27 protein-coding genes and 1 pseudogene are annotated in these 25,468 nt (G+C 38.4%); 8 read left to right on the forward strand and 20 right to left on the reverse strand.

The genetic code is table 11. The annotated features are described in order from the left end of the window. Positions 1 to 63 precede the first annotated feature (63 nt). The 8 genes from DF216_RS00640 to DF216_RS00675 form a co-directional block, all read right to left on the reverse strand. Positions 64 to 1,539, reverse strand: a complete 1,476-nt coding sequence (locus DF216_RS00640; protein ID WP_000382509.1) for a PTS galactitol transporter subunit IIC — start codon at positions 1,537 to 1,539, stop codon at positions 64 to 66. Between the two features lie 44 nt (positions 1,540 to 1,583). Then, entirely contained in the window at positions 1,584 to 1,889 is a 306-nt protein-coding gene (locus DF216_RS00645; protein WP_038805326.1) for a PTS sugar transporter subunit IIB, read from the reverse strand. Between the two features lie 38 nt (positions 1,890 to 1,927). Beyond that, entirely contained in the window at positions 1,928 to 2,404 is a 477-nt protein-coding gene (locus DF216_RS00650) for a PTS sugar transporter subunit IIA (RefSeq protein ID WP_164978976.1), read from the reverse strand. A gap of 219 nt (positions 2,405 to 2,623) precedes the next feature. Continuing rightward, a complete protein-coding gene (locus DF216_RS00655) occupies positions 2,624 to 3,313 on the reverse strand; it encodes a sugar phosphate nucleotidyltransferase (protein WP_129325615.1) in 690 nt (229 codons plus the stop codon). Between the two features lie 11 nt (positions 3,314 to 3,324). Then, complete coding sequence (locus DF216_RS00660; protein WP_129325616.1) at positions 3,325 to 4,203, reverse strand: DMT family transporter; 879 nt, start codon at positions 4,201 to 4,203, stop codon at positions 3,325 to 3,327. Position 4,204: 1 nt separating this feature from the next. Then, complete coding sequence (locus tag DF216_RS00665; RefSeq protein ID WP_129325617.1) at positions 4,205 to 5,062, reverse strand: phosphotransferase family protein; 858 nt, start codon at positions 5,060 to 5,062, stop codon at positions 4,205 to 4,207. Between the two features lie 16 nt (positions 5,063 to 5,078). After that, positions 5,079 to 6,101: a ribitol-5-phosphate dehydrogenase gene (locus tag DF216_RS00670; protein ID WP_061416922.1), complete on the reverse strand. Its 1,023-nt coding sequence runs from the start codon at positions 6,099 to 6,101 to the stop codon at positions 5,079 to 5,081. A 4-nt stretch (positions 6,102 to 6,105) separates the two neighbouring features. Continuing rightward, a complete protein-coding gene (locus DF216_RS00675) occupies positions 6,106 to 6,813 on the reverse strand; it encodes an IspD/TarI family cytidylyltransferase (protein WP_129325618.1) in 708 nt (235 codons plus the stop codon). 954 nt (positions 6,814 to 7,767) lie between these two features. On the opposite strand from DF216_RS00675, the gene DF216_RS00680 reads away from it, so the two are divergent. Beyond that, positions 7,768 to 8,067: a YbaB/EbfC family nucleoid-associated protein gene (locus tag DF216_RS00680; protein WP_061453840.1), complete on the forward strand. Its 300-nt coding sequence runs from the start codon at positions 7,768 to 7,770 to the stop codon at positions 8,065 to 8,067. 196 nt (positions 8,068 to 8,263) lie between these two features. On the opposite strand, the gene DF216_RS00685 is transcribed toward DF216_RS00680, so the two are convergent. The 7 genes from DF216_RS00685 to glmU form a co-directional block, all read right to left on the reverse strand. Next, on the reverse strand, positions 8,264 to 10,027 hold the full coding sequence (locus tag DF216_RS00685; RefSeq protein ID WP_129325619.1) for a glycerophosphoryl diester phosphodiesterase membrane domain-containing protein: 1,764 nt from the start codon (positions 10,025 to 10,027) through the stop codon (positions 8,264 to 8,266). A gap of 8 nt (positions 10,028 to 10,035) precedes the next feature. After that, positions 10,036 to 10,626, reverse strand: a complete 591-nt coding sequence (locus tag DF216_RS00690; RefSeq protein ID WP_129325620.1) for a 3'-5' exonuclease — start codon at positions 10,624 to 10,626, stop codon at positions 10,036 to 10,038. 81 nt (positions 10,627 to 10,707) lie between these two features. Beyond that, entirely contained in the window at positions 10,708 to 11,202 is a 495-nt protein-coding gene (gene rocS / locus DF216_RS00695; protein WP_061453567.1) for a chromosome segregation protein RocS, read from the reverse strand. 76 nt (positions 11,203 to 11,278) lie between these two features. Next, complete coding sequence (locus tag DF216_RS00700) at positions 11,279 to 11,971, reverse strand: 5'-methylthioadenosine/adenosylhomocysteine nucleosidase (RefSeq protein WP_129325621.1); 693 nt, start codon at positions 11,969 to 11,971, stop codon at positions 11,279 to 11,281. 15 nt (positions 11,972 to 11,986) lie between these two features. Next, positions 11,987 to 12,298: a cell wall synthase accessory phosphoprotein MacP gene (gene macP, locus DF216_RS00705; RefSeq protein WP_129325622.1), complete on the reverse strand. Its 312-nt coding sequence runs from the start codon at positions 12,296 to 12,298 to the stop codon at positions 11,987 to 11,989. Positions 12,299 to 12,309: 11 nt separating this feature from the next. Beyond that, on the reverse strand, positions 12,310 to 12,855 hold the full coding sequence (locus DF216_RS00710) for an NUDIX hydrolase (RefSeq protein WP_084972304.1): 546 nt from the start codon (positions 12,853 to 12,855) through the stop codon (positions 12,310 to 12,312). Between the two features lie 9 nt (positions 12,856 to 12,864). Beyond that, positions 12,865 to 14,244 carry a bifunctional UDP-N-acetylglucosamine diphosphorylase/glucosamine-1-phosphate N-acetyltransferase GlmU gene (gene glmU / locus DF216_RS00715; RefSeq protein WP_129325623.1) on the reverse strand — a complete coding sequence of 460 codons (1,380 nt, stop codon included), beginning with the start codon at positions 14,242 to 14,244 and terminating at the stop codon, positions 12,865 to 12,867. A 156-nt stretch (positions 14,245 to 14,400) separates the two neighbouring features. On the opposite strand from glmU, the gene DF216_RS00720 reads away from it, so the two are divergent. From DF216_RS00720 to DF216_RS00750, 7 genes and pseudogenes are all read left to right on the forward strand, one after another. Further along, positions 14,401 to 15,201, forward strand: coding sequence for a glycoside hydrolase family 25 protein (locus DF216_RS00720; RefSeq protein WP_084972302.1), 801 nt, complete (start codon positions 14,401 to 14,403; stop codon positions 15,199 to 15,201). Positions 15,202 to 15,306: 105 nt separating this feature from the next. Next, positions 15,307 to 16,149 (forward strand): DUF368 domain-containing protein, encoded by an 843-nt coding sequence (locus tag DF216_RS00725; RefSeq protein ID WP_129325624.1) that lies wholly within the window; start codon positions 15,307 to 15,309, stop codon positions 16,147 to 16,149. After that, complete coding sequence (locus DF216_RS00730; protein WP_049479415.1) at positions 16,149 to 16,631, forward strand: aminoacyl-tRNA deacylase; 483 nt, start codon at positions 16,149 to 16,151, stop codon at positions 16,629 to 16,631. Before DF216_RS00725 ends, DF216_RS00730 begins: the two co-directional genes overlap by 1 nt. Further along, complete coding sequence (locus tag DF216_RS00735; RefSeq protein ID WP_125838676.1) at positions 16,631 to 17,254, forward strand: histidine phosphatase family protein; 624 nt, start codon at positions 16,631 to 16,633, stop codon at positions 17,252 to 17,254. The genes DF216_RS00730 and DF216_RS00735 overlap by 1 nt, the downstream gene beginning before the upstream one ends. A gap of 138 nt (positions 17,255 to 17,392) precedes the next feature. After that, the gene (gene lysS, locus DF216_RS00740) at positions 17,393 to 18,883 is read left to right on the forward strand and encodes a lysine--tRNA ligase (RefSeq protein ID WP_129325625.1); all 1,491 of its coding nucleotides are present in this window, start codon (positions 17,393 to 17,395) and stop codon (positions 18,881 to 18,883) included. A gap of 132 nt (positions 18,884 to 19,015) precedes the next feature. After that, positions 19,016 to 19,390 (forward strand): annotated as a pseudogene (locus DF216_RS00745) (transposase); the annotation flags it as partial. A 118-nt stretch (positions 19,391 to 19,508) separates the two neighbouring features. Beyond that, complete coding sequence (locus tag DF216_RS00750; protein ID WP_129325626.1) at positions 19,509 to 20,555, forward strand: FRG domain-containing protein; 1,047 nt, start codon at positions 19,509 to 19,511, stop codon at positions 20,553 to 20,555. Between the two features lie 154 nt (positions 20,556 to 20,709). Here the strand turns inward: DF216_RS00750 and DF216_RS00755 are convergent, their stop codons facing one another. From DF216_RS00755 to DF216_RS00775, 5 genes are all read right to left on the reverse strand, one after another. Beyond that, positions 20,710 to 21,549, reverse strand: coding sequence for an amino acid ABC transporter substrate-binding protein (locus DF216_RS00755; protein ID WP_129325627.1), 840 nt, complete (start codon positions 21,547 to 21,549; stop codon positions 20,710 to 20,712). Between the two features lie 9 nt (positions 21,550 to 21,558). Further along, positions 21,559 to 22,188, reverse strand: coding sequence for an amino acid ABC transporter ATP-binding protein (locus DF216_RS00760; protein ID WP_129325628.1), 630 nt, complete (start codon positions 22,186 to 22,188; stop codon positions 21,559 to 21,561). Between the two features lie 10 nt (positions 22,189 to 22,198). Continuing rightward, positions 22,199 to 22,840, reverse strand: coding sequence for an amino acid ABC transporter permease (locus tag DF216_RS00765; RefSeq protein WP_061453557.1), 642 nt, complete (start codon positions 22,838 to 22,840; stop codon positions 22,199 to 22,201). Between the two features lie 151 nt (positions 22,841 to 22,991). Next, positions 22,992 to 24,221, reverse strand: a complete 1,230-nt coding sequence (locus DF216_RS00770) for a tetratricopeptide repeat protein (protein ID WP_164978977.1) — start codon at positions 24,219 to 24,221, stop codon at positions 22,992 to 22,994. Continuing rightward, on the reverse strand, positions 24,211 to 25,377 hold the full coding sequence (locus tag DF216_RS00775; RefSeq protein WP_061453555.1) for an AI-2E family transporter: 1,167 nt from the start codon (positions 25,375 to 25,377) through the stop codon (positions 24,211 to 24,213). Before DF216_RS00775 ends, DF216_RS00770 begins: the two co-directional genes overlap by 11 nt. Between the last annotated feature and the right edge of the window lie 91 nt (positions 25,378 to 25,468).

The following is a 25,468-nucleotide window of genomic DNA, read 5'->3' on the forward strand; positions in this document are numbered from 1 at the left end:
TGCCACTCCCAATGTCGGAAATTGACAACCTAGTTTTCACAATTTACATTTTATAGGAGCGAATTATTTAGCATTTGCTGCGTATTCTTCGTTACGTTTGATCATTTGTTTTCTATACCAAGCAAAGATACCCACATAGAATACAAGGAAGGCAGCTGCACCAAGGATTGCTTTGATGTCACCTGTTGTAGCATTACCAATTGCCCAACCAAATAGTTTTTCGATTGGTCCTTCAAGAGTTGAGTGAGTGATCAATTGAGTTTGGCTCACACCTTCTGGGAAGGCACCTACACCTTTAGCAAGTTCAGTTGCAAATGGAGCGATAAGAGTACCTGAAAGAAGGAAGAGTGGCAACAAGAGTGTTCCGAAGATGATCATACGGAGCAATTTACCACGAGTAACAACCAAGAGAGCTGGAGTTACACCCATAGCGATGATACCTGCAAGTGGCAAGATACCGTTTCCGACGTTTGAAAGAAGCACAGCTTCTACTAGCATGATTGGAGCAAGTACGTTGGCACAAGCCCAGATTTCAGCACGACCAGCGATGAAAGGCCAGTCAAGACCGATGTTGAATTTACGTCCTTGAAGACGTTTAGTAGCAACGTTTGTGATACCTTGTGAAAGTGGTTCTACGGCTGCGATGAACCAAGATCCGATAAGTGAGAAGAGCTCCAAGCAGACACCGGCAGTCAAACCAAGGCTCAACCAACCTTTAATAACAAGTTCCCATTTATCGGCTCCTTCTACACCAGCAACTGGGTGTGGAGTTCCCATCAAACCAATAACGATACCAAGAATGAAACCGATGAAGAATTTAGATCCCCAGAAACCGATTTTTTTGTTCAATTTTGCAGCGTCAAAGTCATATTTATCAAGACCTGGCAATACTTTATCGAAGATCTTATCCAAGACCATGATAACTGGGTTCATCATGTAGTTCATGTGTGTTGAAGTCATTGGTGATGAACTTGGTGCGTTAAGAAGGTCATCGAATGTTGGTTTCATCAAGTCAGAGTTGATGATTTTCAAAACACCTACAAGGACAACTGCTGCAGTTGCGATGAAAAGTGAAACCCCTTGGCTAACTCCATTGTTGTCTGCGTACCATTTGATCAAAAGACCTGTGATAGACAAGTGCCAGATATCGAAGATATCAACGTCAAGGGTATCCGTTTTCTTCATTGCAAGCATCACAACGTTGACAATCAACATTACAAGCAAGAAGTAAAGTGTCCAAGCAGATCCCCAAGTGATGGTTGCAAGTGGTGCCCAACCAACGTCAGTGATGTTCAATTGAATACCAGTATTTTCAACGAATTTCGCAAGAGATGCTGAGAAAGCTCCGTTGAGCATACCGATGATAGCACCGATACCAGTAAGAGCGATGGCAAGTTTGATACCACCTTCAAGCGCTTTGGAGAATTTCACTCCAAAAAGTAGAGCCAATACTGTCAAGATGATCAGCATGATGATAGGACCACCCATTTCCAAGACTGGCTTGAAAATCTTATTGGCTAGTTCGATAATGACATCCATAATAGTTCCTCCCTTTATTTTTATGGAATCTTACAAAATAATAATTAACTTAGTCCGTGTTCTTTGATAGCTGCCTCAATATTGTCAAATACAGGAGCGCTCATTGCTGGAATACGGAACAAGATTGGTCCAGCTTCGATAACTGGAATACCTGGTTCAAAGCCAAGATCTGTTGCAGCGATTGGTGTAAAGATATCGTAGCCTTTCATAAGGTCTTCATTCACATCTTTTACCATAACTGCATCACAGTGAACATCGTAACCGCGATTTGCGAGTTCTTCTTCAAGAGCACTTTTAATTTGGTGACTTGAGTTTACACCTGCACCGCAGGCAGCGAGAATTTTAATCATTAGGATTTCCTCCGATTTTATTTTTTTAATAGACAAGATTAAGCTGTCGCTTCAGCTATATAAGCATAAAGTTTTTCTGGTTCAGAAATTTTTGATAAATCTTCCAGATGGCTATTCCCTGTGAAAAAGTCCATCAACTGAGCAAGAATGTTGGTTTGACTCGAACTTGAATTGTTAATGATAAAGAAGAGTAGAGATACTTCCACTTCCTTATCAGGAGCAATCATATTGTGAAAAGTTACTGGTTTTTCTAATCGAACAACCACCACTTTCTCAGCTAGATTGTGAACAATATCTGTATGAGGAATCGCTACATTTGGCAAGTCCTTTCCCAGAAATTCCATATCTAAGCCAGTTGGAAATGACTTTTCACGCGTGATCAAGGCTTCACGATAAGTTGGAGTCACTATTTCTCGTTTTTCCAACAGGGTTGCTACCTGATCAAAGAGTTGTTCTTGATTATCCGCTTCTAAGCAAAACACCAGGTTTTTGTCAAAGAAATGATCTAATCCCATAAGAGTTTCCCTTCTTTCAATTAACTTTTACGTTATAAGTATAACACTATATGAAATCGTTGTCAATACTTTTTGTTTTATTTTGTTTCTTTTTTGTTGATTGTGTTTTGTTAATTAATTATAATCATTATCAAACAATCTTTTTAAATTCTGTTTTCGTGCATTTCAAACAAAAAAAAGACCAAAATGGGTCTTTCTGTTACTAATTTCTAATGTTATTTAGTTAATGGAAGATAAAATTTCTTCTAGCTTTTGATAGTCCTTAACACTATCGATTTCATAGATGCTGTTGGCTTCTAATTCTTCAACATACACATCTAATTCTTTGATATTATCCTTAACCATGTTATCCCAATAGAGATCAACAAATTCACCACTTTCGTAAGCTTTGTCAATAAAGCCAACAATCTTTTCTGCAGTTGGAGCATCCCAGAATGATACGCCGCTCAGAATACGACCAGCCTTGCTATCAACGATGATGTCTTGAACTTTATAGTCATCACCATAAACCAAGAACCATTCATTCTCACAGTCTTCACGATAAACACTGAAATAGGTTGAACGTTTAAGATCGTCTCTAAACATATTTTTGAAAAGATAGTTATCCGCATCAATAACATAGCTGTTAGCTAAGTCTTCTTTAACGAGATAAAGTGAGTAAAAATTGTTGTAATCGGCATACTTATCGTTAAAGACTAAACGAACACCATATTTTTCTTTTAGATAATCAAATTGTTCTTTAAGGTAGCCGACAACAATGATAATCTCATCAATTCCTCGTTCTTTCAAAAATTCAATTTGGTATTCTACCAAAGGTTTTTGGTTGACCTTAACCAAGGCTTTAGGGGTATTTTCAGTCATAGGGCGCAGACGAGTTCCCAACCCCGCTGCCAAGATAATTGCTTTCACGCTATTCTCCTTTATTCTTTAATAATAATATAAACACCAGCCATAACAACAAGCGATGTAATAATGGTCACCATATCGAGTGGTGTACCTAAAAGCATTGCTGAGAACAGTACTGTCCAAACGACATAGCTTACGTTCAAACCAGTTGCTTTTGCTGGTTGTAGCCGATTGATTGCAATGTAATAAGCCAAATAAGAAATCATATTACATGCTGCAAAGACTAACATCAAACCGAGTAATTGTCCATCTGCCACTTCTGCAAATGAATGGTGTGAAAAGAGCACAATCACAAGATAGGACAAGAATGAGGTTACTTGACGGATTAATAGTGCTTCAATTTCACTTAATTCACTTTCCATGGCGTAGGAACTAAGAACACTCTCACTTCCCCAAGCGATGGCACAAACTAATGCACAAAGAATTCCGATATAAAAAGAATTAACCTGCTCAACTTTGTATGTCTGGGCAATAATACCAGCGATAATCAACAGAATACCAAAGACAGTATTCTTAGATACCTTGTGTTTCAAAATGAAAAATGCGAGTAAAACAGAGACTGCTGGGTAGATGGCTGATACTGAAGATGCAAGAGAACTACCGATATACTTAACCGCATAAAGATTGGCCTGCATTCCTATTGGTCCAGCTAGCAAGGCTCCGATAATAACACTGACATTTCGGATATTTAGGAAAATTGAAAAGCGAACTTTCCCTTCTCTAATCAAGAGAAAAGCTAATAAAATAAAGATACTCAAGAAGTCATGCGCTGCTGCTACCACAAAGGGGGAAAGATTTGTAAAAATTGAAAAGATATAAGCACTGATTGTCAGTCCTAGCCCCCAGAAGATCCCTGAGAGCAGACCGAAAGAAACACCATTTTTATTCTTCATCCTAACCTCCATAATAGGCCAAACCGTCAACAGCTCTTTGGTAACGACTCACACCATACTCTCCAAAGTCAGCACCCTGAGCTTCTTTGTACACTGTCCACAAACTCCAGATGGTATCTTGCAAAATTTTATAGATTCGAATCTTTTCACGAGATACTGGAGTTTTGTCACTCTCATAGTAGGTTAGGAAATCTTCTTCTTCCTGATTTGTAAATTCAGACTCCAAAAAGAGAGCTGCCAAATCCCACATCGGGTCATTCATGGAAGAGTATTCCCAGTCGATCAAATACATGCGTCCTTGGGGTGACTCGATAAAGTTTTCTGGTACCAAATCAATATGACAAGACTTTCTGTCAACACCTAAGTCAGCCAATTTTTTCTCTAGTGAAAATACATCTTTTCTTACAGCTTCATAATTGGCGTAAGGGATATTCCCATCAATCAGGGCTTCGTATTTTTTGATTTCTTCAAAAGGTGCAAATTCCCCTCTTAGTTCTTTGCCTGATGCATGAATGGTCTGTAGAATCGGAGCAATCTTTTCAAATTTGGTCTTAATCGAAGTGGAATCAAGAGTTGTTGCAGATTCAATGTACTCATTTACCTTGATTCCTGACTCAATATCAAAAAGATAATTCTTGACATCAAGATTTAAATCTTTCAACAATTCAAGATTGTATTTTTCATCTTGACGATTGATGAGCTTTTCAGTCCCTTTCCCGAAAAATTTAACGATATAGGGTTTAGAGGTTGTTTTAACCAAATAATTCTGATTAGTCATGCCCCCCAGTTGTTCAACACTGAGGACTCCCTCTTCCTCAGATAGCAAGGAAGAGATTTTTTCTTTGATAAGTTTCTCCACAATTTACCTCCATCTTCTACACTTCCCACTTGAACACTGTTTTAAAAGCAGTATTTAGGTCTGTAGCAAAGACTCGGTGAACATCCTTGATTTCTCTCACTGGTTCTTCAATATAAAGGATATTTTTCAGACGATTCGCAAACTTTTTAACTTCCATCATCTGTATTGCATTTTCAAAATCAATCCGTCCTGATCGTGACGAACCAACCAATAATAAACCTTTTTCTAAAGCATCTCGTGTATTGATATTGACCTTGTACTCGCTCACTCCCATCATGAGGATCGTTCCTTGTGGGCGAATGTAACGAATCAAATCATTGATAGCGGGACCTGTTCCATCGCCACCACAACATTCAAATCCATGATCAAAGGTCAGATCCTCGGGAATATTATCCGTGATGTAGCACTCTTTTGCAAAAGAGAAGAGTTCCAGTTTTTCCCAATGGCGACCAATCACGATAATCTCTGCTTCTGGTAGAGTGTAATTGATAATATTGGCAACCACAAAAGCCAAACTACCATCTCCGATAACTGCGATACGCTCTCGTTTGCTGTGGGCGAGATTCAAGAAACGATCCATAGCATGCATACCCACACTCACAAACTCGGTAATGGCTGCAACTGTGTCCTCAATGTCATTATAAGAGACAACACGATCTTTTGGAAGAGAGACAAATTCTCTCATAAAGCCATCATAACCACTAGATAGGAAGTAGGTTCCTGTCATGTAGTTCTCGTAGAACTCCTTGTCACTCTGCATAGGCGGTTGATTTGGGACCATAACTACCTTTTGACCGATTTCATAAGTCCCAGTTGGATCTGAAATAACAGTTCCACAAGACTCGTGAATCATAGCCATAGGAAGCTTTTTAGCCAATATCTTAGGATCACGTTTCCCTTGATAGTAACGTTGATCCGCATGACAGACCGCCATATAATTTGGACGAATCAGGATATGATTTTCCTGATCAATGTCCTCTTCTTGGTATTTTACATTAATAAACTTTGGTTTGGTCAGTTGATAAATTTGATTAATCATAGCCTTAGTCTTTCTCAATCATACTTTTCGCGATTTTCAAGTCTGTCACAGTTGTGATTTTAAGGTTCGAATATTCCCCTTTTGCTAGAGCAACGTCTTTCCCTTTGATAACAAAAATCTTACATGCATCTGTCAGGATTTCCTTTTCTTGATCAGATAGGGAACCATACAGATTCATGAAATCCTTGCAGCGAAAAGTTTGAGGTGTTTGACCTTGGTAGAGGTGAGCACGATTTGGAATATCAGTGATGAACTGACCATTGGTACTTTCAACAATGGTATCAACCGCTTCTACTACTGTGTCAACTGCATCATGATTTTGGGCGAGTTTGATATTGTCCTGAATCATTCGAAGTGTAATAAATGGACGAACAGAGTCGTGGGTAATCACGATGTCTTCTGGAGTAATTGGACGGTAGGCATCAATGGCTTCTATAATCTTCTCGATACTGCTATTACGATCAGCACCACCCTTGGTAATGATGATACGATCCTTATGGAGAGAGAGGTACTTGTCAACTAAGTCCTCAGCGTGTGATACCCAATCTCCATGAACTCCAACTACAATTTTTTCAATGCTTGGCTCCAAGACAAATTTTTCGATTGTGTGGACTAAAATGGGACGATCACCCAACTCTAAAAATTGTTTCGGTAAATTACTGATTCCCATGCGTGTGCCAGTTCCTCCGGCTAGAATTCCTGCATAGATCATATATATTCTCCTTTGTTTATTCTTAAAAACTCATTACCATCTATTATATCACAATCTGCCCTTATCATGAAGAAAAGATAGAGCACCATTTATCTGAACCAACTCACTATTTCGGTCAAAAAGTGAACAATATCCAAATGAATTTGAAAAAATCATAACAAATTTAAAAATAAAATTAGGTTATCCTCTACATTCTCTATTTAACGTTCGGTTAACATAGAGTTCTTTAGAATATAATACGAACCTTAAAGTTATTTTTAAAAATACAAAAAACTAGGAAATCCATAAATTTCTTAAATTAGGGATTAATAAATCCTTTTTTACTCATAACATCAAGTCTAGTCCATTGGAGCACAAAATCGAATAAACTTGAAAAGAGTATAGAAAAGTCAACCGAAATCAATTCATTTTATTTTTTATAAACAGTATAAATGTCCGCAATATCTCACTTGAAGTCAGCCATAAACTAGAGATATGATTTACAAGGCATAGCCATTCTTCATTTGCTTTAGTGTAAAGTATTTGGGAAATTGACAGCGTAGTAAAAACATGCTATAATTTACTGTGTATTGAAAGAGGAGAATACTGATTTCTATAGGGATTGCTAATAGAACTTAGCAGCTTGATATGCCTTATAGATAGAAATGGTTTCTTTCAAATGAATTTGAAAGAAAAATAGCCTAGAAAATGAGGTGATCGCTTTTAAAATGAGGGAGGGATGAAAACAACAAAATCAGTACCCTGACCTACATCACTTCACTTTCAAGAGTAAATATCAGCCTATGATTTAAAGAACTAAATTCTTTTGTAGCTTAGATATTAAAAGCTCTCCTTTATTAAACACACAGAAGATACCACTCTATACGATATATGTTTGAAGGTGGTTACTTTTCTCAAGAAAAACGATATCAGAGGATGAAATTCCCTGACCAAGAAAGGAACCTAGAAACTATTATGATGAACATGCAAAATATGATGAAGCAAGCCCAAAAACTTAAAAAAGACATGGATATTGCTCAAGCAGAATTAGCTGCAACAGAATTTACTGGAAAATCTAGCCAAGATTTAGTCATTGCAACTCTAACTGGTGATAAAAAAGTTGTTAAGATTGAATTTAAACCTGAAGTTGTTGATCCAGAAGACTTGGATACTCTATCTGATTTGACTAGTCAAGCTATCAATCATGCCATTGATCAAATTAATGAAACTGCTAAACAAAAATTAAGTGCTTTTTCAGGCGGATTGTCTTTCTAATTCTATTGACTTTTAGCATTTATAACTATTTGTTAATTGCATCAAAGTTACACCCTATAATAAAAAGGAGAGGTTCGTTCCTCTCCTTTTTATTATTTCAGTCTATAATTTCAATCCACATATTGTAAACTGAAATTCAAACACTTTTCTACTTATCTATTTTTATATTAGTTCTTAACTACTATAAATGACTAGTTTAGAAATTAAAGAACTCCGTTGCTTTTTTTAGTAGTAGTTCCGTATACTCAGGATCATCTTGCGCCGTTGTTACTTGTAACTGAACCATTTCAAGATCATCCGTAATCATCCCATCAGCTCCGAGCTGAACGGCTTTATCAAAAGCCTCAGAACCATTCACAGTCCATACGTAAAGCTTCTGTTCTGTATACCAAAGTTTAGTGACAAAATATTCATCCAATGTTGAATACTCCATGGTATAGCCAGTTGCCTTGGTTTTTGGGAAAATACTATTATAAGGCAAGATGAAATAAGCTGGAATAGTCGAATCATATTTCAAAACTTGGTCAATCACATGATAGTCTAGTGATTGCATCTGATGACCGTACTGCTTGATAATAGGGCCATATTTCTCTAGAAAACGTTCTATCATTTGCGGACTGTCTTTTTTACTGGTTTTGATTTCAATCAACAATCTTTGATGAAGTTCATTCGCGCGATTGAGATAGTCATCAAAACTAGATATCTTGGTTCGATAGCCATTTTCAGAAATATCTAACCCTTTCAACTCCTCCAAAGTCAAGTCTTGAGGACTGACGTTGATACCTGCTAAGTTCTTAAGATTGGCGTCATGCATCATCACAAACTGACCATCTTTGGTCTCCTGTACATCCATTTCAATCAAATCTGGTTTCAGTTGCGCTGTTTTTTCCAAAGACTGTACAGTGTTTTGTACACCATTTTTATTTGAAACGCCCCTATGTGAAATGACTAAAGGGGTATTTGTCACAGGAGCTTCCAGATAGATATAACCTTCCAGCGCAAAAAAGATACTAGCGCAGCCCATAACTCCCCATCTCATCAAATGGTCTTTTTTTCTTCTTGGCATAATCTCCAGTTCCTCACCTGTCAAAAAGGAGACAAACTTAACAAGGAAATAGGTCAACGCCATATAGTGGATGTTTTTTATCAAGACAAAGTTGATAACTCCAAGAATCAGTGATTCTTTCTGTGTTAAATGGTCAATTACAATCTGTCCCAATAGCAAGGGAGTCAAGAGGAGGAAGAAAAAGAGATAGGTTTTAATAATAATGAGCAGCAAGTTCCAAGCATAAAAGAGAACTTGTTTTTTTGTCTTTTGCAGACTAAATTTTACTCCTTCTCTCACAGTCTTCTTTTCAAAGAGAATCTTTGGAAGGACAAACATGAGTCGGACAGACACATAGAGCAAAATCCAAGCAGATGCAAAAATCATCAAACCTACTAGCCAGTACTTGTCTTCCAGATAAGTTACGATAAAGTCTGGAATAACGATTTTATTTAAGTAATAAATTTTTAAAATTTTCCTGATGAAAGGAAAGAGCATGGCTACGTAGAAGAATACAAAGGCCATCTTACAGAAGCTCAAGCGTTTCATGAACAGAAAACTTTGCTGGAAAACTTTGCGACTGTACTCAATCAAGGTTCTCTTTTCGTGGTAGAGAAGGTGACGCGCCCCAATAAAGAGGAGGCAAATCTGGAAATAGGCCACCAAAAGATTGATTACAATCAAGACGAGAAAGGCCAGACTGATTAAAGGAGAACTCGTGATAATGGCAAAAATATTATTGTAAGAAATAAACAAATAGCCCGTCTGGCTGAGTAAAAGACCAGCAAGAAAAGAATTGAGAGGTAACCACAGATATTCCACCATCATGAAAATTAAGAAAAAGAGGAGGAGAACTTTATCTAGGTTGAGGTAAATTTTCCTAAAACCTAGTTTTTTAGGTTTTTCAGGTTTCATAAGCACTCCTAGTCTAGAAATTGAGATAAGTCTAGCCCACCAAAGGGATTCATGGATAGATTACTCTGTTCTTTCAATAATAGCTTCCCTTCATCCGATTCCAAAAAGGCTTCGTAAACACGCGCTGTCATGCGGGCATCTTCTAAACTATTATGCGATTGACCTTTAAAGCCTAAAAAATTCGCAACAGTTTGCAGTTTGAGGTTAGCTATGCCGTGTAGGTCGGAACTACGACGTTCAAAAGCCTCATCATATAGGTCGACCTTATACTGGTCACGATAGTCCAAACCATGCTCCATGAGAATAGGCAAATCACTCTTGGCTGCATTGTAGCCAACAATGGGTAAGGTGCCTACAAATCCCTGAAAGTCCTGTAAAACTTGTTCTACTTTTGGCGCATCTTTCAAGGTTTCAGCTGTAATTCCTGTCAAACCATTGATAAAACTCTTTAAAGGCACGCTGGTATGGACATAAGAATCAAAGGCATCTATTTCATGACCATCTTGAAAATGAACTGCTGATACCTGAATTAAATGGGTAACCCCTTCGTGTTGATTGAATTCTAAGTCAAAGGCGATATAGTCTCTTAATTTTTCCATCTTTTACCTCAATTCCGACTCAATTTAAACTATAAATAATAAAAGAAGCTATTAGGTTAGTGAATAACCCAAACAGCTTCTTTATTTTCCTCCAAACAGGCGAGCAAAAAAGCCTCTTTTGGTTGCTTGGACTTCTTCTTTTGCTTGGTCCAACTCTAGTTTCAAGCTTTCTTGATCCTTCATTGCTTGAAGAGTTAACTGTTGCTGTTGATCCAATTGTTTGTCCTTTTCAGCAATCTGGCGGTCTTTGATGCGCATCTGCTCATCTTTTTCTGCCAGCTGCTGGTCCTTGGCCTTGAGTTGCTCGTACAATCGAAGAATTTCAGCATTTTTCTCATCGACCAAGATTTCCATCAGTTCACGTTGTTTGACATCATCACTGACTGGTTCATCTTCAAAAATCGTTTTTTTATAGATTTCTTCTAGCTTGATTAAGCCACTTCGAGTAACTACTGTTACACCTTTGTCATTTTTTTTCGTGTCCTCTTCGGGAAGTTCTTTGACACGATTGTTGATTGCCTGACGAGATAGGCCTAAGACCTCTGCAATCTCACTGACGGTCATTTCAATACTCATAATATCCTCTGAAACGTTTTCTAGCTTTTCTTTATTTAAATCTTATCATAAGCTAGATAAACTGTCAAATTTCCGCTTAATCCAAGGTCTTTAAAAAGGCTAGTAAGACTTGGGCAGAACGACGTCCTGCTTCTATAATAAACTCATCAAATGAGATAGAGGCCTCGTGATTGGCATTGTCACTCATAGCGCGAATGACTAGGAAAGGTAGGTCAAGAGCCTGAGCCGCCTGAGCAATGGCTGCCCCTTCCATTTCAACTGCTAGAACAGCTGGAAAGTGGGACTTGATACTAGCAATCTTGTCTTCTCCAGCTATAAAACTGTCCCCTGTAGCAATCAAGCCTAGGTGCCAGGTCTGGTCTAACTGAGATAAATTTGTTTGAATCCTAGCGATAAAGTTCTTATCGGATTCAAAGTAGAGGGGTTGACCAGCCATCTGACCATAAGCATAGCCAAATGCGGTCACATCCACATCATGATAAGCCAGTTTATCCGCAATCACTACATCGCCAACAGCAATCCCTTCTGCAAGAGCACCTGCTGATCCTGTATTGATAATGGCTTCTACCTGAAAATGGTCAGCTAGGACAGCTACACTCATAGCCGACATGACCTTCCCAATCCCACTCTGAACAAGGACAACTTCTGTCTTGCCAATAGTGCCAGTATAGTAGGTGTTTCCCAAGACCTGGACTTCTTGGGTTTTGTCCAAATTCTGAGTCAGATGTAGGAGCTCTTCTGGCATGGCAGCAATGATTCCAATTTTCATTTCATATCCTTTCAATTACAAGAGTTTCATTGCCAACACTAACAAAACTAAGAGTAGAATGACTGCAAACAAGATGCGATTGAGTTTTGAATTAAAAACATTTCTCTTGGTGTTTTCAATACGACGACTCTTATGAATCGTTGGCTCTACTTCGATCGTTAAGGTATCTTGACTAAAACCATGATCTCTAGAACGTGAATTCCCAAAATGTTGTGAAGCAGTTGGTAGAATCTTAGTTTCCTCATCATCTTGAAGAGGTGCCTCTGAGATTTTCTCACCGCGGTTAGCACGTTCAATTATTTCATCTGTTAATAAAGGTTTTCCCATGGGTTGCTCCTCTATTTCTTTTGTAGTTCCCAGTACTGGATTGCCATGATAGTCTTGGCATCACAGATATGACCTGACTGGATCAGGTTCTTGGCCTCCTCTAGACTCACTTCTAGAACTTCCAAGGTTTCATCATCGTCTTGCGGACGAGGATTTTCTACCTTCGTCAAATCACTTGCAAGGTAGAGTTTCAATTTTTCATTACAAAAACCAATTGCAGAATAGAAATCGTATAAGAGTTCTAACTTAGCTGTGTAGGCAACCTCTTCTTCCAATTCACGAAGAGCCGCTGCCATTGGATCTGCATTTTCGCCAACTTCAAGTTTTCCAGCGGGAATCTCATAAGAGACAGCCTCGATGGCCTTCCGATATTGCTTAACGAGGATAATTTTATCCTCAGCTGTCACGGCTAGAACACAAACGGCTCCATTGTGGAAAATCAAGTCACGTTGAGCAGTGCCTTTTCCTTCTGGTAGTTCCACCTGATCTTGCACCAGTTTAAAAATAGGACCTTGATAGATTTCTTTTCGACTAAGCGTTTTTTCTTCAAATTCCATAATCGACTCCTACTGGTTCTTCGGATGATGAGGCAATCGTGTTGCGTACTCATCTTTGTTTACTTGTCGTCCACGACCAATCGCAATGGCATCAGCAGGAACATTCTTAGTAATGGTTGAACCAGCACCAACGAGAGAATTATCCCCAAGTTCTACAGGGGCGATGATGGTTGAGTTTGATCCAACAAAGACATTGTTGCCAATGATAGTCTTGTGCTTGTTTTTCCCGTCATAGTTTACTGTAATCGTACCTGCGCCAAAGTTAACATGGCTACCCACTTCACAGTTTCCGATATAGGTCAAATGACCAGCCTTGGTATTTTCACCAATAGAAGATCCTTTTACTTCTACGAAGTTTCCAATATGAACTTGGGAAGCTAGACTTGAACCTGGACGGATATGGGCATAAGGACCAACAGTCACTCCGTCCGCAACACTACTTTTCTCAATCATAGAATTCGTAATCACGGCACCAGCTCCAATAGTACTATCCACAATATAAGTTCCATTTGTTAAAACAGTCTCTGCCCCAATCTTCGTTTGACCTTTCAAGGTAACGTTAGCTTCGATTTGAACTTCAGGAGCAATCTCGACATCAATGTCAATATAAGTTGCTTCTGGATTAACAAAGCTAACACCATTAACCATGTGCTTTTGATTGATACGGTGACGCATCACTGCTTCTGCAGTCGCAAGAGCTACACGGTCATTTACCCCAAGACTTTCATCAAAGTCTTTCAGAGTATAGGCACCAACCTTCTCACCAGCTTCACGGAAAATCCCAATCACATCTGTAATATAGTATTCTCCCTGAGCATTGTTGGTGTTGATATTTTTAAGGGCTTCAAAAAGACGTTGGTTATCAAAAACGTAAGTTCCTGTATTGATTTCCTTGATTTGTTTTTCAAAATCCGAGGCATCTTTTTGCTCAACAATACGAAGAACTTCCGCATTATCGTTGCGGACAATTCGACCGTATCCAAAAGGATTTGCCGCTTCAGCTGTCAGGATAGTCGCAACATTCTTGTGATTGATATGGAAATCCAAGAGATTTTTTAAGCTTTCACCTGTAATCAGAGGTGTATCACCAGCGATAACCAAGGTGTGACCTGTCAGGCCTTCTAAGATTGGCTCTGCCATCATGACAGCATGACCAGTTCCTAACTGTTCTGACTGGGTAACAAAGTCTGTCTGTCCAGCCAAGACTTGCTCAACTAGCTCAGCCTTGTGTCCCACTACAGTAACTGTCTTTTCAGGCTGAATAGCACCAACACTACGAAAAACGTGTTCCAACATTGAAATTCCTGCTACTTTATGAAGTACTTTTGGAAGATCTGATTTCATGCGAGTACCTTTACCCGCTGCTAAAATAATGGCATAATTTGACATACTATTCTCTTTTCTCTAGAAATTCCCTTATATTATACCATAATTTAAGTTGTGAGGAGTAATCAAATAGGAAAAAGCAGTAAGACATCCTGCTATCCCTCGTTTCTCAAGTGTTTTCTTTGATTTTTTTTAGATTTTACGATAAACTAAATAGGTATGAGAAAACAGATTCATCCTGCTATTATTTTTAGTTTATTTGGAATTTTCATAGCGATTTTACTCCTCAACAAACCAAGTTTTGAGGACCATCCTATCAAAACTAAGCCAAATACTCTTCAAGTTGAAACACAAGCCTTGCATAATCTTGACAAACCCATTATCGACGTCTCTGGTTGGCAAAGGCCTGAGGAGATCAACTACGACACCTTATCTCAAAACATTTCTGGTGTTATCGTTCGCGTGCACAATGGGGCTCAGCATACTGAAACAAATAATGCTGCCTTTATCAATGGTGTAGATAAAGCCTATCAAAATCACATAGCAGAATTTCAAAAACGCAATGTCCCTGTGGGTGTTTATGCTTACGTAGCTGGAAAAAGTAAAGAAGATATGGAAAAGGCTGCTGAAGTCTTCTATAATGCTGCTTCTCCCTACAATCCTAGCTACTACTGGTTGGACGTTGAAGAAAAAACAATGTCTGATATGAATGAAGGTGTTGAAGCCTTTCGTGCTAAACTGGAATCTTTAGGTGCTAAAAACATCGGCATCTACATTGGGGTTTACTTTATGCAGGAACATAGTATCAATACAGATAAGTTTACTGCTATTTGGATTCCTTCCTATGGAACTGACTCTGGTTATTTTGAAACTAAGCCAAATACTGATCTGGACTACGATCTCCACCAGTACACATCTAAAGGAAGAATTGCTGGATTTGAACATCATTTGGACATCAATTTGATTTCCACTGCTAAAGAGAAGGAAGAAACCTTCAGAAAACTATTTTTGAGACCATAAGACAAGTGAAAATAACAAACTTTTTCACTTGTTTTTTCATTTTCTCCCCGTCTGTGTTATAATTGATAGCATAGAGAAGAATTTTATGAAATTGAGGATTTTATTATGTTTTCATGGATTGCACGAGTTATTAAAGGAATCGTCATCGCCCTAGGATTTATCTTGCCCGGGATTTCTGGAGGAGTTCTGGCTGCAATATTGGGTATCTACGAGCGAATGATTGCTTTTCTAGCTCATCCTTTTAAGGATTTTAAATCAAATGTCCTTTACTTTATCCCAGTAGCTATCGGGATGCTACTAGGTATTGGGCTATTTTCGTATCCAATCGAGTATTTGCTAGAAAATTACCAAGTCTATGTTTTATGGAGCTTTGCTGGAGCTATCATCGGTACAGTTCCTAGCCTCCTTAAAGAATCTACTCGAGAATCTGATCGGGACAAGATTGACCTAGTCTGGTTCTGGGCTACCTTTATCATTTCTGGGCTGGGGCTTTACGCTCTCAATTTTGTCGTAGGATCACTCAGTGCTAGTTTTGCAAACTTCATCTTGGCAGGTGCTCTTTTAGCTCTGGGTGTCTTGGTTCCTGGTTTAAGTCCGTCAAATCTCCTCTTGATTTTGGGACTGTACGCTCCTATGTTGACTGGTTTTAAAACCTTTGATTTATTTGGCACCTTCCTTCCTATCGGCATTGGTGCAGGAGCAACCCTCATTATTTTTTCAAAATTGATGGATTATGCCTTGAACAACTACCACTCCCGTGTTTATCACTTTATCATTGGGATTGTGCTGTCGAGCACTCTCTTAATTTTGATTCCAAATGCTGGAAATGCTGAAAGTATCCAATACACTGGACTTTCTATCGTGAGTTATGTTCTCATCGCCTTCTTCTTTGCGCTTGGAATTTGGCTTGGTATCTGGATGAGTCAATTGGAGGATAAGTATAAATAATGGCAAAAAAAGTCAAGATTAAAAAAACCTTGGTCGAGCAAATCTTGACCAAGGCGGGTATTGACCATACTGGTATTCAGATCAACGCGCTTGAGGGTGAACTTCCTTCGGAATATGATCGAACACATATCTTTAAAACCTTGGCTCTGCTGGGTGATAAGACGGGGCCAATCATCGGAATCGTTCCCATAACAGAACACCTCGCTGAGAAAAAACTAGCAAAGGTTTCTGGTAATAAAAAAGTCAGCATGATTCCACAAAAAGATCTGGAAAAAACGACAGGCTATATTCATGGGGCTAATAACCCCGTCGGCATTCGCCAAAAACACAATTATCCTATTTTTATTGATCAGACTGCTTTGGATTTAGACAAAATGATTGTCTCTGCTGGAGAAGTCGGGCATAGTATCATCATCCGACCTCAAGACTTAGCCAGCTTTGTAAAAGCGGACTTTGCTGACATCTTGGAGGAAAACAACTGATGAAACTCTATTTTGTCCGTCATGGTCGGACTGTCTGGAATCTTGAAGGACGTTTTCAAGGTGCTAGCGGCGACTCTCCTCTTCTTCCAGAGTCCATTGACGTTTTAAAACAACTGGGGCAGTATCTCAAGGAAATTCCTTTTGATACGATTTATTCTAGTGATTTACCCAGAGCAGTTAAATCTGCTGAAATTATCCAAAGTCAACTCCAGCCCCCTTGTCCTTTAAAGAGAATTCCTGACCTACGTGAATGGCAACTTGGCAAACTAGAGGGATTAAAAATTGCTACGCTTAATGCCATCTACCCACAACAAATCAAGGCCTTTCGCTCTAATCTGGCTCAGTTTGATACGAGGATGTTTGAAGCCGAATCTCTCTACTCTACGACTCAGCGAACCATTCAGTTTATCAAATCTCTGAAAGAAAGTCCGGCTGAAAACATTCTGATCGTTGGTCATGGGGCAAATCTCACTGCTAGCCTGCGTACACTCTTAGGCTATAAAGAGGCTCACCTCCGTAAAGAAGGAGGCTTGGCCAATGCTAGTCTGACAGTTTTAGAGACCGATGATTTTGAAACCTTCACTCTGGAAAGATGGAATGACACTTCCTATCAAGAAAAATAATGGAACTTGATCTTAATAGACAAGTTCTTTTTAGTTTTCAAAGAATATCCGTGAATTTCTCTGCTATTTATGATAAAATGGGAGTATCGCAAAAAATGACTCATCGTATCAAATTTTGAGTAAAATTAGGAGGAACCCATGTCTACAGAACATATGGAAGAACTAAATGACCAGCAGATCGTTCGCCGTGAAAAAATGGCTGCGCTCCGTGAACAAGGAATCGATCCCTTCGGAAAACGTTTTGAACGTACTGCTAACTCTCAAGAACTAAAAGACAAATTCGCAGAACTCGATAAAGAACAATTACATGAATTAAACGAAACTGCTACTATCGCTGGACGCTTAGTAACTAAACGTGGTAAAGGGAAAGTCGGCTTTGCCCATCTTCAAGACCGCGAAGGTCAAATTCAGATTTACGTTCGTAAAGATGAAGTCGGTGAAGAAAACTACGAAATCTTCAAAAAGGCTGACCTTGGTGACTTCCTTGGTGTCGAAGGTGAAGTCATGCGTACAGATATGGGAGAGCTCTCTATCAAGGCAACACATATCACTCACTTGTCTAAAGCACTTCGCCCGCTTCCAGAGAAATTCCACGGTTTGACTGACGTTGAAACCATTTACCGTAAACGTTACCTTGACTTGATTTCTAACCGTGAAAGCTTTGAGCGCTTTGTCACTCGTTCAAAAATCATCTCAGAAATCCGTCGTTATCTTGATCAAAAAGGTTTCCTTGAAGTAGAAACACCTGTTCTTCATAATGAAGCCGGTGGTGCTGCTGCTCGTCCATTTATCACTCACCACAATGCCCAAAACATTGACATGGTGCTTCGCATCGCGACTGAGCTTCACTTGAAACGCCTTATCGTTGGTGGTATGGAACGTGTTTATGAAATTGGCCGTATCTTCCGTAACGAAGGAATGGATGCTACTCATAACCCTGAATTCACTTCAATCGAAGTTTACCAAGCTTATGCAGATTTCCAAGATATTATGGACTTGACGGAAGGTATTATCCAACACGCTGCTAAGGCAGTTAAGGGTGATGGTCCAGTAAACTATCAAGGAACTGAAATCAAAATCAACGAACCATTTAAACGCGTTCACATGGTGGATGCTATCAAAGAAATTACTGGTGTAGATTTCTGGCAAGACATGACTTTCGAGGAAGCTAAAGCTATAGCTGTTGAGAAGAAAGTTCCAGTTGAGAAACACTACACTGAAGTTGGTCACATCATCAACGCTTTCTTTGAAGAATTTGTTGAAGAAACCTTAATCCAACCAACCTTTGTCTACGGACATCCAGTAGCTGTCTCTCCACTCGCTAAGAAAAATCCTGAAGACAAACGCTTTACAGACCGTTTTGAACTCTTCATCATGACCAAGGAATACGGTAATGCCTTTACTGAGTTGAACGACCCAATCGATCAGCTTAGCCGTTTTGAAGCCCAAGCGAAAGCCAAAGAACTTGGGGATGATGAAGCAACAGGTATCGACTACGACTACATTGAGGCTCTTGAATATGGTATGCCACCAACAGGTGGTTTGGGGATTGGTATCGACCGTCTCTGCATGCTCCTCACTGATACAACTACTATCCGTGATGTATTGCTCTTCCCAACAATGAAATAAACTCTTATCCTCTGGTACTTGCCAGAGGATTTTTTGATACTTGAACATACAATATAAGTGCACAATAAAAAAACTCATAAGATTTTCTAGTAAAATGGAATTGAATGAACTAGTTACGAAAGGAAATCTTTTATGAGCTACCATCATTTTACCGTAGATGAGCGCGAAAGTATTCTGATTTACCGTACAAAAGGACTAAACTTTTCTCAAATCGGAAAATTACTTCATCGTCATCCTTCCAGCATTAGTCGGGAATGGAAGCGACATACAGAATCAGGGAGTTATTCTCCAAGTCATGTACAGGAATCTTATCGTATTGCTAAATCACACTGTGGGCGGAAACAGATACTTGAAATAGATTATCATTTAAGCAATACCATCAAACATCTATTTCTCGATTGCCAATGGTCTCCTGAAGAAATAGAAGGTCGGTTGCGATTAGAGTATGGAAAAGCTGTTATTAGTTATCAAACGATTTCTATTTTCCGAAAAAATAAGTATGACAATATTTCCAAAAGCATTATGTCATTTCTTTATTGATTGAATAAAGATAATCAGTTATGGTATAATATTAATATAAGCTCCTAATATGATGGGACAAATATCATTAGAAAGATTTTAGAATATGAATAGTTTAAAAGAAACAAAAAATACTATTACACGTAAAAGTGTTAATACTATACTAAGAGATTTATTTAATTATGAGCATATTGAATTTAATAACTATAAAAATAACTTAAATAAAAAACACAATTTATATTTCAGAGGAGAAAGTTCCTACTATGAATTTCGTACCCCTTCTCTTTATCTTCAAAAAAACTTAACAAATAATGGAAGTGAATACTACTACAGAGTGCTTCTCAACGAACTAGGAAGAAATGATTATCAAGAGAACACCTCATTAGTAAGGCTGATTTCTGAATTACAACATTATGGTGCCAAAACAAGAATGCTTGATATCACAAAAAATCCATTAATTGCTCTATACTTCGCTGTTGAAAAAGATGATGATAAACCTGGTTATGTTTATATTTATTCCGATAGACTCAATGAAAAATTTGACACAGGCCACACTATAGCCATTAAATCTGCACTAAACTTCATGCCTCAAAATATTATTAATAATTTTTTTACTGCCATTGAATATTTTAAAAAAGTTAATAGTAAACAACTTGAAGATTTTGAACTTTATACTACAGATAGTCTCAAAGATATTGGTTTACTCACAACAGGCTACTCTGAATCAATAAGAGAATTTATGGAACTATTAAATCAAAGAGCTAAGGTTAGAGAAAGATTGAACTTCCCTTTTAAAATATATAACGATTTGCAAAGATCCCATATCGTCATTCCATCAAAGGCAACTGATAGAATCCGACAACAACAAGGAGCATTTATTTACCCACGATTTGTAAACACTTCAAATAAAGAACACGAAACAATCAAACAAGAAATCTCTAAATCAATAGATAAACTAGCCGTAACTCTATTTACTCCAAAAACATCTTCCTCAAAGGACTATATTTCATTTTCTGTTATTAAAATTGATCCTGCTAATAAAAAGGAAATTCGTAGAGAATTAGAACTGCTTGGAATTACCGAAGGCTTTGTCTATCCAGATATTGAACATCAGTCTAGAGCTTTGTTAAATATTTTAACTAATGATAATTAAGCAAAACATTACATTTAATTCTTCTCCTACACTATACTATAAATAAAAAGAGAACAATATTGTAATGACTCTCAAGAATTGGACTAATAGTTACATAATAAAACACCCTAAAAGTTAGATTTTTCGTGTCTAATTTTTAGGATGCAGTTAAAACTCAGTCTCTACTTTTCACTTCTTTGGTCGCTACATCTTCTCCAAACCATTTTTGGCTGATTTCTTGGAACTTTCCTTCTTTGTATAGTTCAACAAAGGCTTGGTTCAAAGTAGCTAACAAAGTTTTATCAGCAGGTCTAACACCCACTGCAAAAGATTCACTTTCAAATCCAGCTGAAAAGACATTGTAGTCATTTAATATCCCTTCAAACTGGAGGTAGTAATTAGCATAGACACGATCAATCAACAAGACATCAATCCGATCATTTTTCAAATCAATCAAAGCTTCGTTGAAACTTTGGTATTGATTGGCCTTCTGATCTTTTACCTGATTTTTTAGCAAATTTGACTGCGCTTCAAAGTCCAAATAGCCAGAAGATCCAGCCTGAGCTCCCAAAACCTTGTTATTCATATCTTTGATTGACTGGATGTTCTGAGATTTTTTAGAAACTAAAACTTGTTGATTTTCCATATAAGGAATGGTAAAGGCAACCTTCTCTCTCCGTTCATCTGTCGCAGAATAACCATTCCAGATGGCATCAATGGTACCATTTTGTAGTTCGGTTTCTTTCATATCCCAGTCGATGGGTTGAAATTTAATCTGAATTCCAAGCTTTTCAGAAACAGCTTGGGCTAGGTCAATATCAAAACCTGCATATTGACCATTCTTTTCTTCAAATCCCATGGGTACAAAGGTATTGTCAAATCCAATGGTAATGCTGCCCTGTTCTTGATATTTGGACCAATTATCCTGCTTCGGATCACTGACCTTTTGCGTACAAGCAACCAGGAAGAAGCTGAAGAACAGAGCAAGTACTAGGGCAATTTTCTTTCTCTTCATAGGCACCTCCTACTTTGGCTCAACCTTAAGGATCTGATCAGCAATGTTTTCAGCAAACTGAAGGTCGTGCGTCACAACAATCTGGGTCATGCCACGCTCTTTATTTTGAAGGATGAGTTTTTCCACTTCTAATCGTAACTCGGGATCTAAGGCTGATGTAGGCTCATCATAACCGATAATTTCTGGGTCAATCATCATGGCACGCGCTAAGGCGACACGCTGTTTTTGTCCACCAGATAAGGAAAACGGAAAGGCATCAGCATGTCCTGCTAATCCAAGTTGTTCTAACAAAGCACGCGCCTTCTTCTCAGCAGCTTCCTTATCCATATCCATGGTTTTAATAGGTGACAAGGTTAGGTTTTCTAGAACTGACAAATGCGGAAAGAGTTGAAAGTCTTGGAAAACGAATCCTAGTAGATTACGCTTTTCTAGTTCGTCTATAGCTAGAGATTCGCCATTATAGTAAATCTCTCCAGAATCAATGGTCTCCAGTCCAGCCAGCATACGTAATAAGGTAGTTTTTCCACCTCCTGATGGACCTACGATTGCGAGGATTTGCTTTTCAGGAATTGATAGGCTGAAATTGGTTAAGATTTGTTTGCCACCAAAGGCTTTATTAATGTTTCGTAATTCTAACATAGCAATCCTCCTATCTGTAATAACTGTACTTCTTCTCAAGTTTCTTCGCTACAATGGTTACAAGACCAATCATAATCAAATAAATCGCTCCAGCTAAAAACATTGGAACAAGACTGGCATCTCGATTGGCTGCTGTCCGACTTGCTAAAATCAAATCTGAAATCCCAAGGGCATAGACCAAAGAAGTATCCTTGACCAAACTCATAATTTCATTAAAGACACTCGGTAAGACAATCTTTGTCACCTGAGGAAGAATGATATAGCGAACTGTATCAAATGAGCTAAATTTTAACACTTTTGCAGCTTCGTACTGTCCTCGTGGTATAGTTTCAATTCCGCCACGAAAGATTTCTGCAAAGTAGGCAGCATAGTTGAGCACAAAGGCGATAACAGCCGCAGGAAGGCGATCTAAACGAATGCCAATGCTAGGGAGAACATAGTAGATAAAGATTAATTGCAAGAGCAAGGGAGTTCCTCGCATCACCCATATATAAAGATTAATCAAATGATGGAGGGGTTTCCAATGAACTTGCAAAGCAAAGGCAATGACAATCCCTAAAGGAATAGAAAAGATTAAGACCAGAGCAAAGACTTGGAGAGTCATACTTGCACCGTTCAATAAACTTGGTAAAATCTCGAATATATAAGACATACTACACCTCCTGAAAATAATTATTCCTATTATAGCATAAATAAACAATTTATCAAGGAGTTTTTTTTGTAAAAAAATTCTATTTCTTTTTAAAAGTAAAAACCGTATCTATCAAAAATAATGAGATACAGTTTCGCTTTATAGAATATTTTTAAAGTGTTTCTAGCAGTTCTTGCATCTGAATATCATCTGGAATCAGTTTTAAATATGCTTCTGCTTGCTTCTTAGCTTCTTCGAAATACCCCAATTCCCGCAAGAGATAAGTATATTGCTCCAGAAACTCTGGGTTGTCCTTAAGGTCAGACGACAGTTCTTGATAGCGTTCATGAGCCTTATCTAAATCTTCGATTTCCTGGTAAGAACGAGCAATCATCCACTTGGTCAGGAGATTTTCAGGTTCTTGACTTTGAAGAGCAATAATATCCTCAAATCGTTCTTGTTCCATATAAATGGTCGCAAGGCGAAGGAAAATCTCCTCGAGGTCTTCTGCATCTTCTTTGGCAGTAAGGAGAAAGTCCTCCGCTGCCTTAGCATCATGCAATTCATAAGAAAACTGAGAGGCCGCTAACAAAAGACGAGTTTCAAATGGATTTTTCTCCAAACCTTGTTTAGCGATACGAAGGGCCTCTTCTACCTGATGTTCCTTGTGCAAGGCTTGACTATAGCCGTACTCATATCCTTCAAATTCAGGTGAAATAGTGTCAATCTGCTTAAAGTAAAGAACAGATTTTTGATACTCTTCTTGGTCAAAGTATAGACTGGCCAACTCAAAAGCAGTTTGGTCATCGTATTCTAGTTCTAAGGCTTTTTCTAGGAATTCCGTTGCAGATTCAAACTTGCCTAACTGGGCATAAGCGTAGCCAATTCGTTGATAAGTCGAGACACCTGTTTGCTCATAGATGGAGCGATTATCCAACTGAGCGTAGCCTTGAATGGCTTCCTGATAATTTCCTAACTCACTATCCAACTCAGCTAAACCAAAAACTAATAAGGGATCATCTGAGTAGTTTAAGGCTTCCAGTAACTTTTCACGCGCTACATCTGTCAAACCCTCCAACTGATAGAGGTCGGCCTTCAAAGCCAAAGCCGATACATACCAGTCACTTTCAGGTGTGATTTCTTCTAAATAGACAAAAGCTTCCTCAACATTGCCATCCTCGCTAGCAATGCTTGCTAAGTTCAGATTCACTTCTGGAAATTCTGTAACGATTTTTTGGTAAATTTCTTTTGCTTGAGGATAAAAGCCAATTCCCTCAAGATAATTTGCTAGTTCGTAAAGAGCTTCGGTCGAATCAGTTTCAAGTGCCTTATGAAAATACTGATCTGCTTTGTTTAGATCTTGTTCATCCAAAGCCTGGAGCATGCGTTGACTATTGTTCACTCTTGATTTCCTCCCCTTCTTCTTCATACAAACCACTGATCTTTTTGTACCAGTTAAAGATAGCAGAAATAACCACCTTAGCGGAGGCATAGACAGGGATTCCCAGTAAGACTCCCCAAATACCAAACATAGAACCTGAAGTCAGGAGAACAAAGAGGACATTGATGGGATGAATATTGAGCTGACTACCTAAAATAAGCGGAGATACGAAACGTCCTTCAATCGTTTGTTCAACAATAAAGACAATAATTACTTTCAAAAGCATAACAGGTCCTGCAATCAAGCCCAAAACAAGAGCAGGCAACATCGCTAGAAAACTTCCTAGATAAGGTACTAGATTGAGGATACCAGCCGTGATACCTAGAGTCACAGCATATCTGAGACCAATAATCTTAAAGAAGATAATAAACATAATCGCTACAATAATAGCAACTGTAACCTGTCCTCTAACGTAGTTTGACAACTGTTTATTAACATCTGACAAAACTTGTCCGACTGGTTCTTTTAACTTGTTTGGGATGAATTTAGTGAGGTAATCCCGCAAGCCTTTCCCATCTCTCAAAAGATAAAAGAGCATGAATGGAACAATGATAATCGCCACAATGACCTGAGAAACGCTACTGATAAAGGCGCTGACCCAGTTAACTGCTTGAGAAGAGATTTTGCTGGCCCACATCGTCGCCTCACTAGAAACATTGGCAAGAACTTGCTCCAACTGCGGTCTAAAATCATCTGGCAAGCGTTTGGTTACAAGGTCATTGATAACCTTATCAGCATCCTTAAGATAAGTCGGTACATTCTTTGCAAAGTTTAAGATCTGACGTTGGAGATTTGGAATAGCGACTGCCAGCCCCCAAATGATAAAAAGTCCAATGATGATAAAAACAATACTGATAGCAAGAACACGATTGATCTTGTGCTTCTCCATCCAGTCAACAATCGGATTGAGGAGGTAATAAAGTAAACCAGATAAAATAACTGGCAACATAACAACCCCTAAAAAGTCTAAAACGGGTAAAAAGATAAAACTAATCTTACTTAGAATGAAAATGTTTAGCCCCAGTAACAAGGTTACTAAAAATACGGTGATAGCTTTGTTATCTAAAAACCACTTAAAGAACCAGGATAGGCTAAAATGTTTCTCTTTATGTTCCATAAATACATCCTTTCTGTCATTCTCTCATTATACCATTTTTAATCTAAAATAACTCTTATTAAAGTGCTTACATAGACTAAATGGACACTGC

Origin of the sequence: Streptococcus oralis (genome assembly GCF_004127215.1) — a bacterium.
Classification (GTDB): Bacteria; Bacillota; Bacilli; order Lactobacillales; family Streptococcaceae; genus Streptococcus; species Streptococcus oralis_BD.

Excerpts from the sequence above, each read along its gene's own strand:
- DF216_RS00640 (WP_000382509.1), bottom strand. The coding sequence starts at position 1,539 with ATGGATGTCATTATCGAACTAGCCAATAAGATTTTCAAGCCAGTCTTG.
- DF216_RS00645 (WP_038805326.1), bottom strand. The coding sequence starts at position 1,889 with ATGATTAAAATTCTCGCTGCCTGCGGTGCAGGTGTAAACTCAAGTCAC.
- DF216_RS00650 (WP_164978976.1), bottom strand. The coding sequence starts at position 2,404 with ATGGGATTAGATCATTTCTTTGACAAAAACCTGGTGTTTTGCTTAGAA.
- DF216_RS00660 (WP_129325616.1), bottom strand. The coding sequence starts at position 4,203 with ATGAAGAATAAAAATGGTGTTTCTTTCGGTCTGCTCTCAGGGATCTTC.
- DF216_RS00670 (WP_061416922.1), bottom strand. The coding sequence starts at position 6,101 with ATGATTAATCAAATTTATCAACTGACCAAACCAAAGTTTATTAATGTA.
- DF216_RS00675 (WP_129325618.1), bottom strand. The coding sequence starts at position 6,813 with ATGATCTATGCAGGAATTCTAGCCGGAGGAACTGGCACACGCATGGGA.
- DF216_RS00680 (WP_061453840.1), top strand. The coding sequence starts at position 7,768 with ATGATGAACATGCAAAATATGATGAAGCAAGCCCAAAAACTTAAAAAA.
- DF216_RS00685 (WP_129325619.1), bottom strand. The coding sequence starts at position 10,027 with ATGAAACCTGAAAAACCTAAAAAACTAGGTTTTAGGAAAATTTACCTC.
- DF216_RS00690 (WP_129325620.1), bottom strand. The coding sequence starts at position 10,626 with ATGGAAAAATTAAGAGACTATATCGCCTTTGACTTAGAATTCAATCAA.
- rocS (WP_061453567.1), bottom strand. The coding sequence starts at position 11,202 with ATGAGTATTGAAATGACCGTCAGTGAGATTGCAGAGGTCTTAGGCCTA.
- DF216_RS00700 (WP_129325621.1), bottom strand. The coding sequence starts at position 11,971 with ATGAAAATTGGAATCATTGCTGCCATGCCAGAAGAGCTCCTACATCTG.
- macP (WP_129325622.1), bottom strand. The coding sequence starts at position 12,298 with ATGGGAAAACCTTTATTAACAGATGAAATAATTGAACGTGCTAACCGC.
- DF216_RS00710 (WP_084972304.1), bottom strand. The coding sequence starts at position 12,855 with ATGGAATTTGAAGAAAAAACGCTTAGTCGAAAAGAAATCTATCAAGGT.
- glmU (WP_129325623.1), bottom strand. The coding sequence starts at position 14,244 with ATGTCAAATTATGCCATTATTTTAGCAGCGGGTAAAGGTACTCGCATG.
- DF216_RS00720 (WP_084972302.1), top strand. The coding sequence starts at position 14,401 with ATGAGAAAACAGATTCATCCTGCTATTATTTTTAGTTTATTTGGAATT.
- DF216_RS00725 (WP_129325624.1), top strand. The coding sequence starts at position 15,307 with ATGTTTTCATGGATTGCACGAGTTATTAAAGGAATCGTCATCGCCCTA.
- DF216_RS00730 (WP_049479415.1), top strand. The coding sequence starts at position 16,149 with ATGGCAAAAAAAGTCAAGATTAAAAAAACCTTGGTCGAGCAAATCTTG.
- DF216_RS00735 (WP_125838676.1), top strand. The coding sequence starts at position 16,631 with ATGAAACTCTATTTTGTCCGTCATGGTCGGACTGTCTGGAATCTTGAA.
- lysS (WP_129325625.1), top strand. The coding sequence starts at position 17,393 with ATGTCTACAGAACATATGGAAGAACTAAATGACCAGCAGATCGTTCGC.
- DF216_RS00750 (WP_129325626.1), top strand. The coding sequence starts at position 19,509 with ATGAATAGTTTAAAAGAAACAAAAAATACTATTACACGTAAAAGTGTT.
- DF216_RS00755 (WP_129325627.1), bottom strand. The coding sequence starts at position 21,549 with ATGAAGAGAAAGAAAATTGCCCTAGTACTTGCTCTGTTCTTCAGCTTC.
- DF216_RS00760 (WP_129325628.1), bottom strand. The coding sequence starts at position 22,188 with ATGTTAGAATTACGAAACATTAATAAAGCCTTTGGTGGCAAACAAATC.
- DF216_RS00765 (WP_061453557.1), bottom strand. The coding sequence starts at position 22,840 with ATGTCTTATATATTCGAGATTTTACCAAGTTTATTGAACGGTGCAAGT.
- DF216_RS00775 (WP_061453555.1), bottom strand. The coding sequence starts at position 25,377 with ATGGAACATAAAGAGAAACATTTTAGCCTATCCTGGTTCTTTAAGTGG.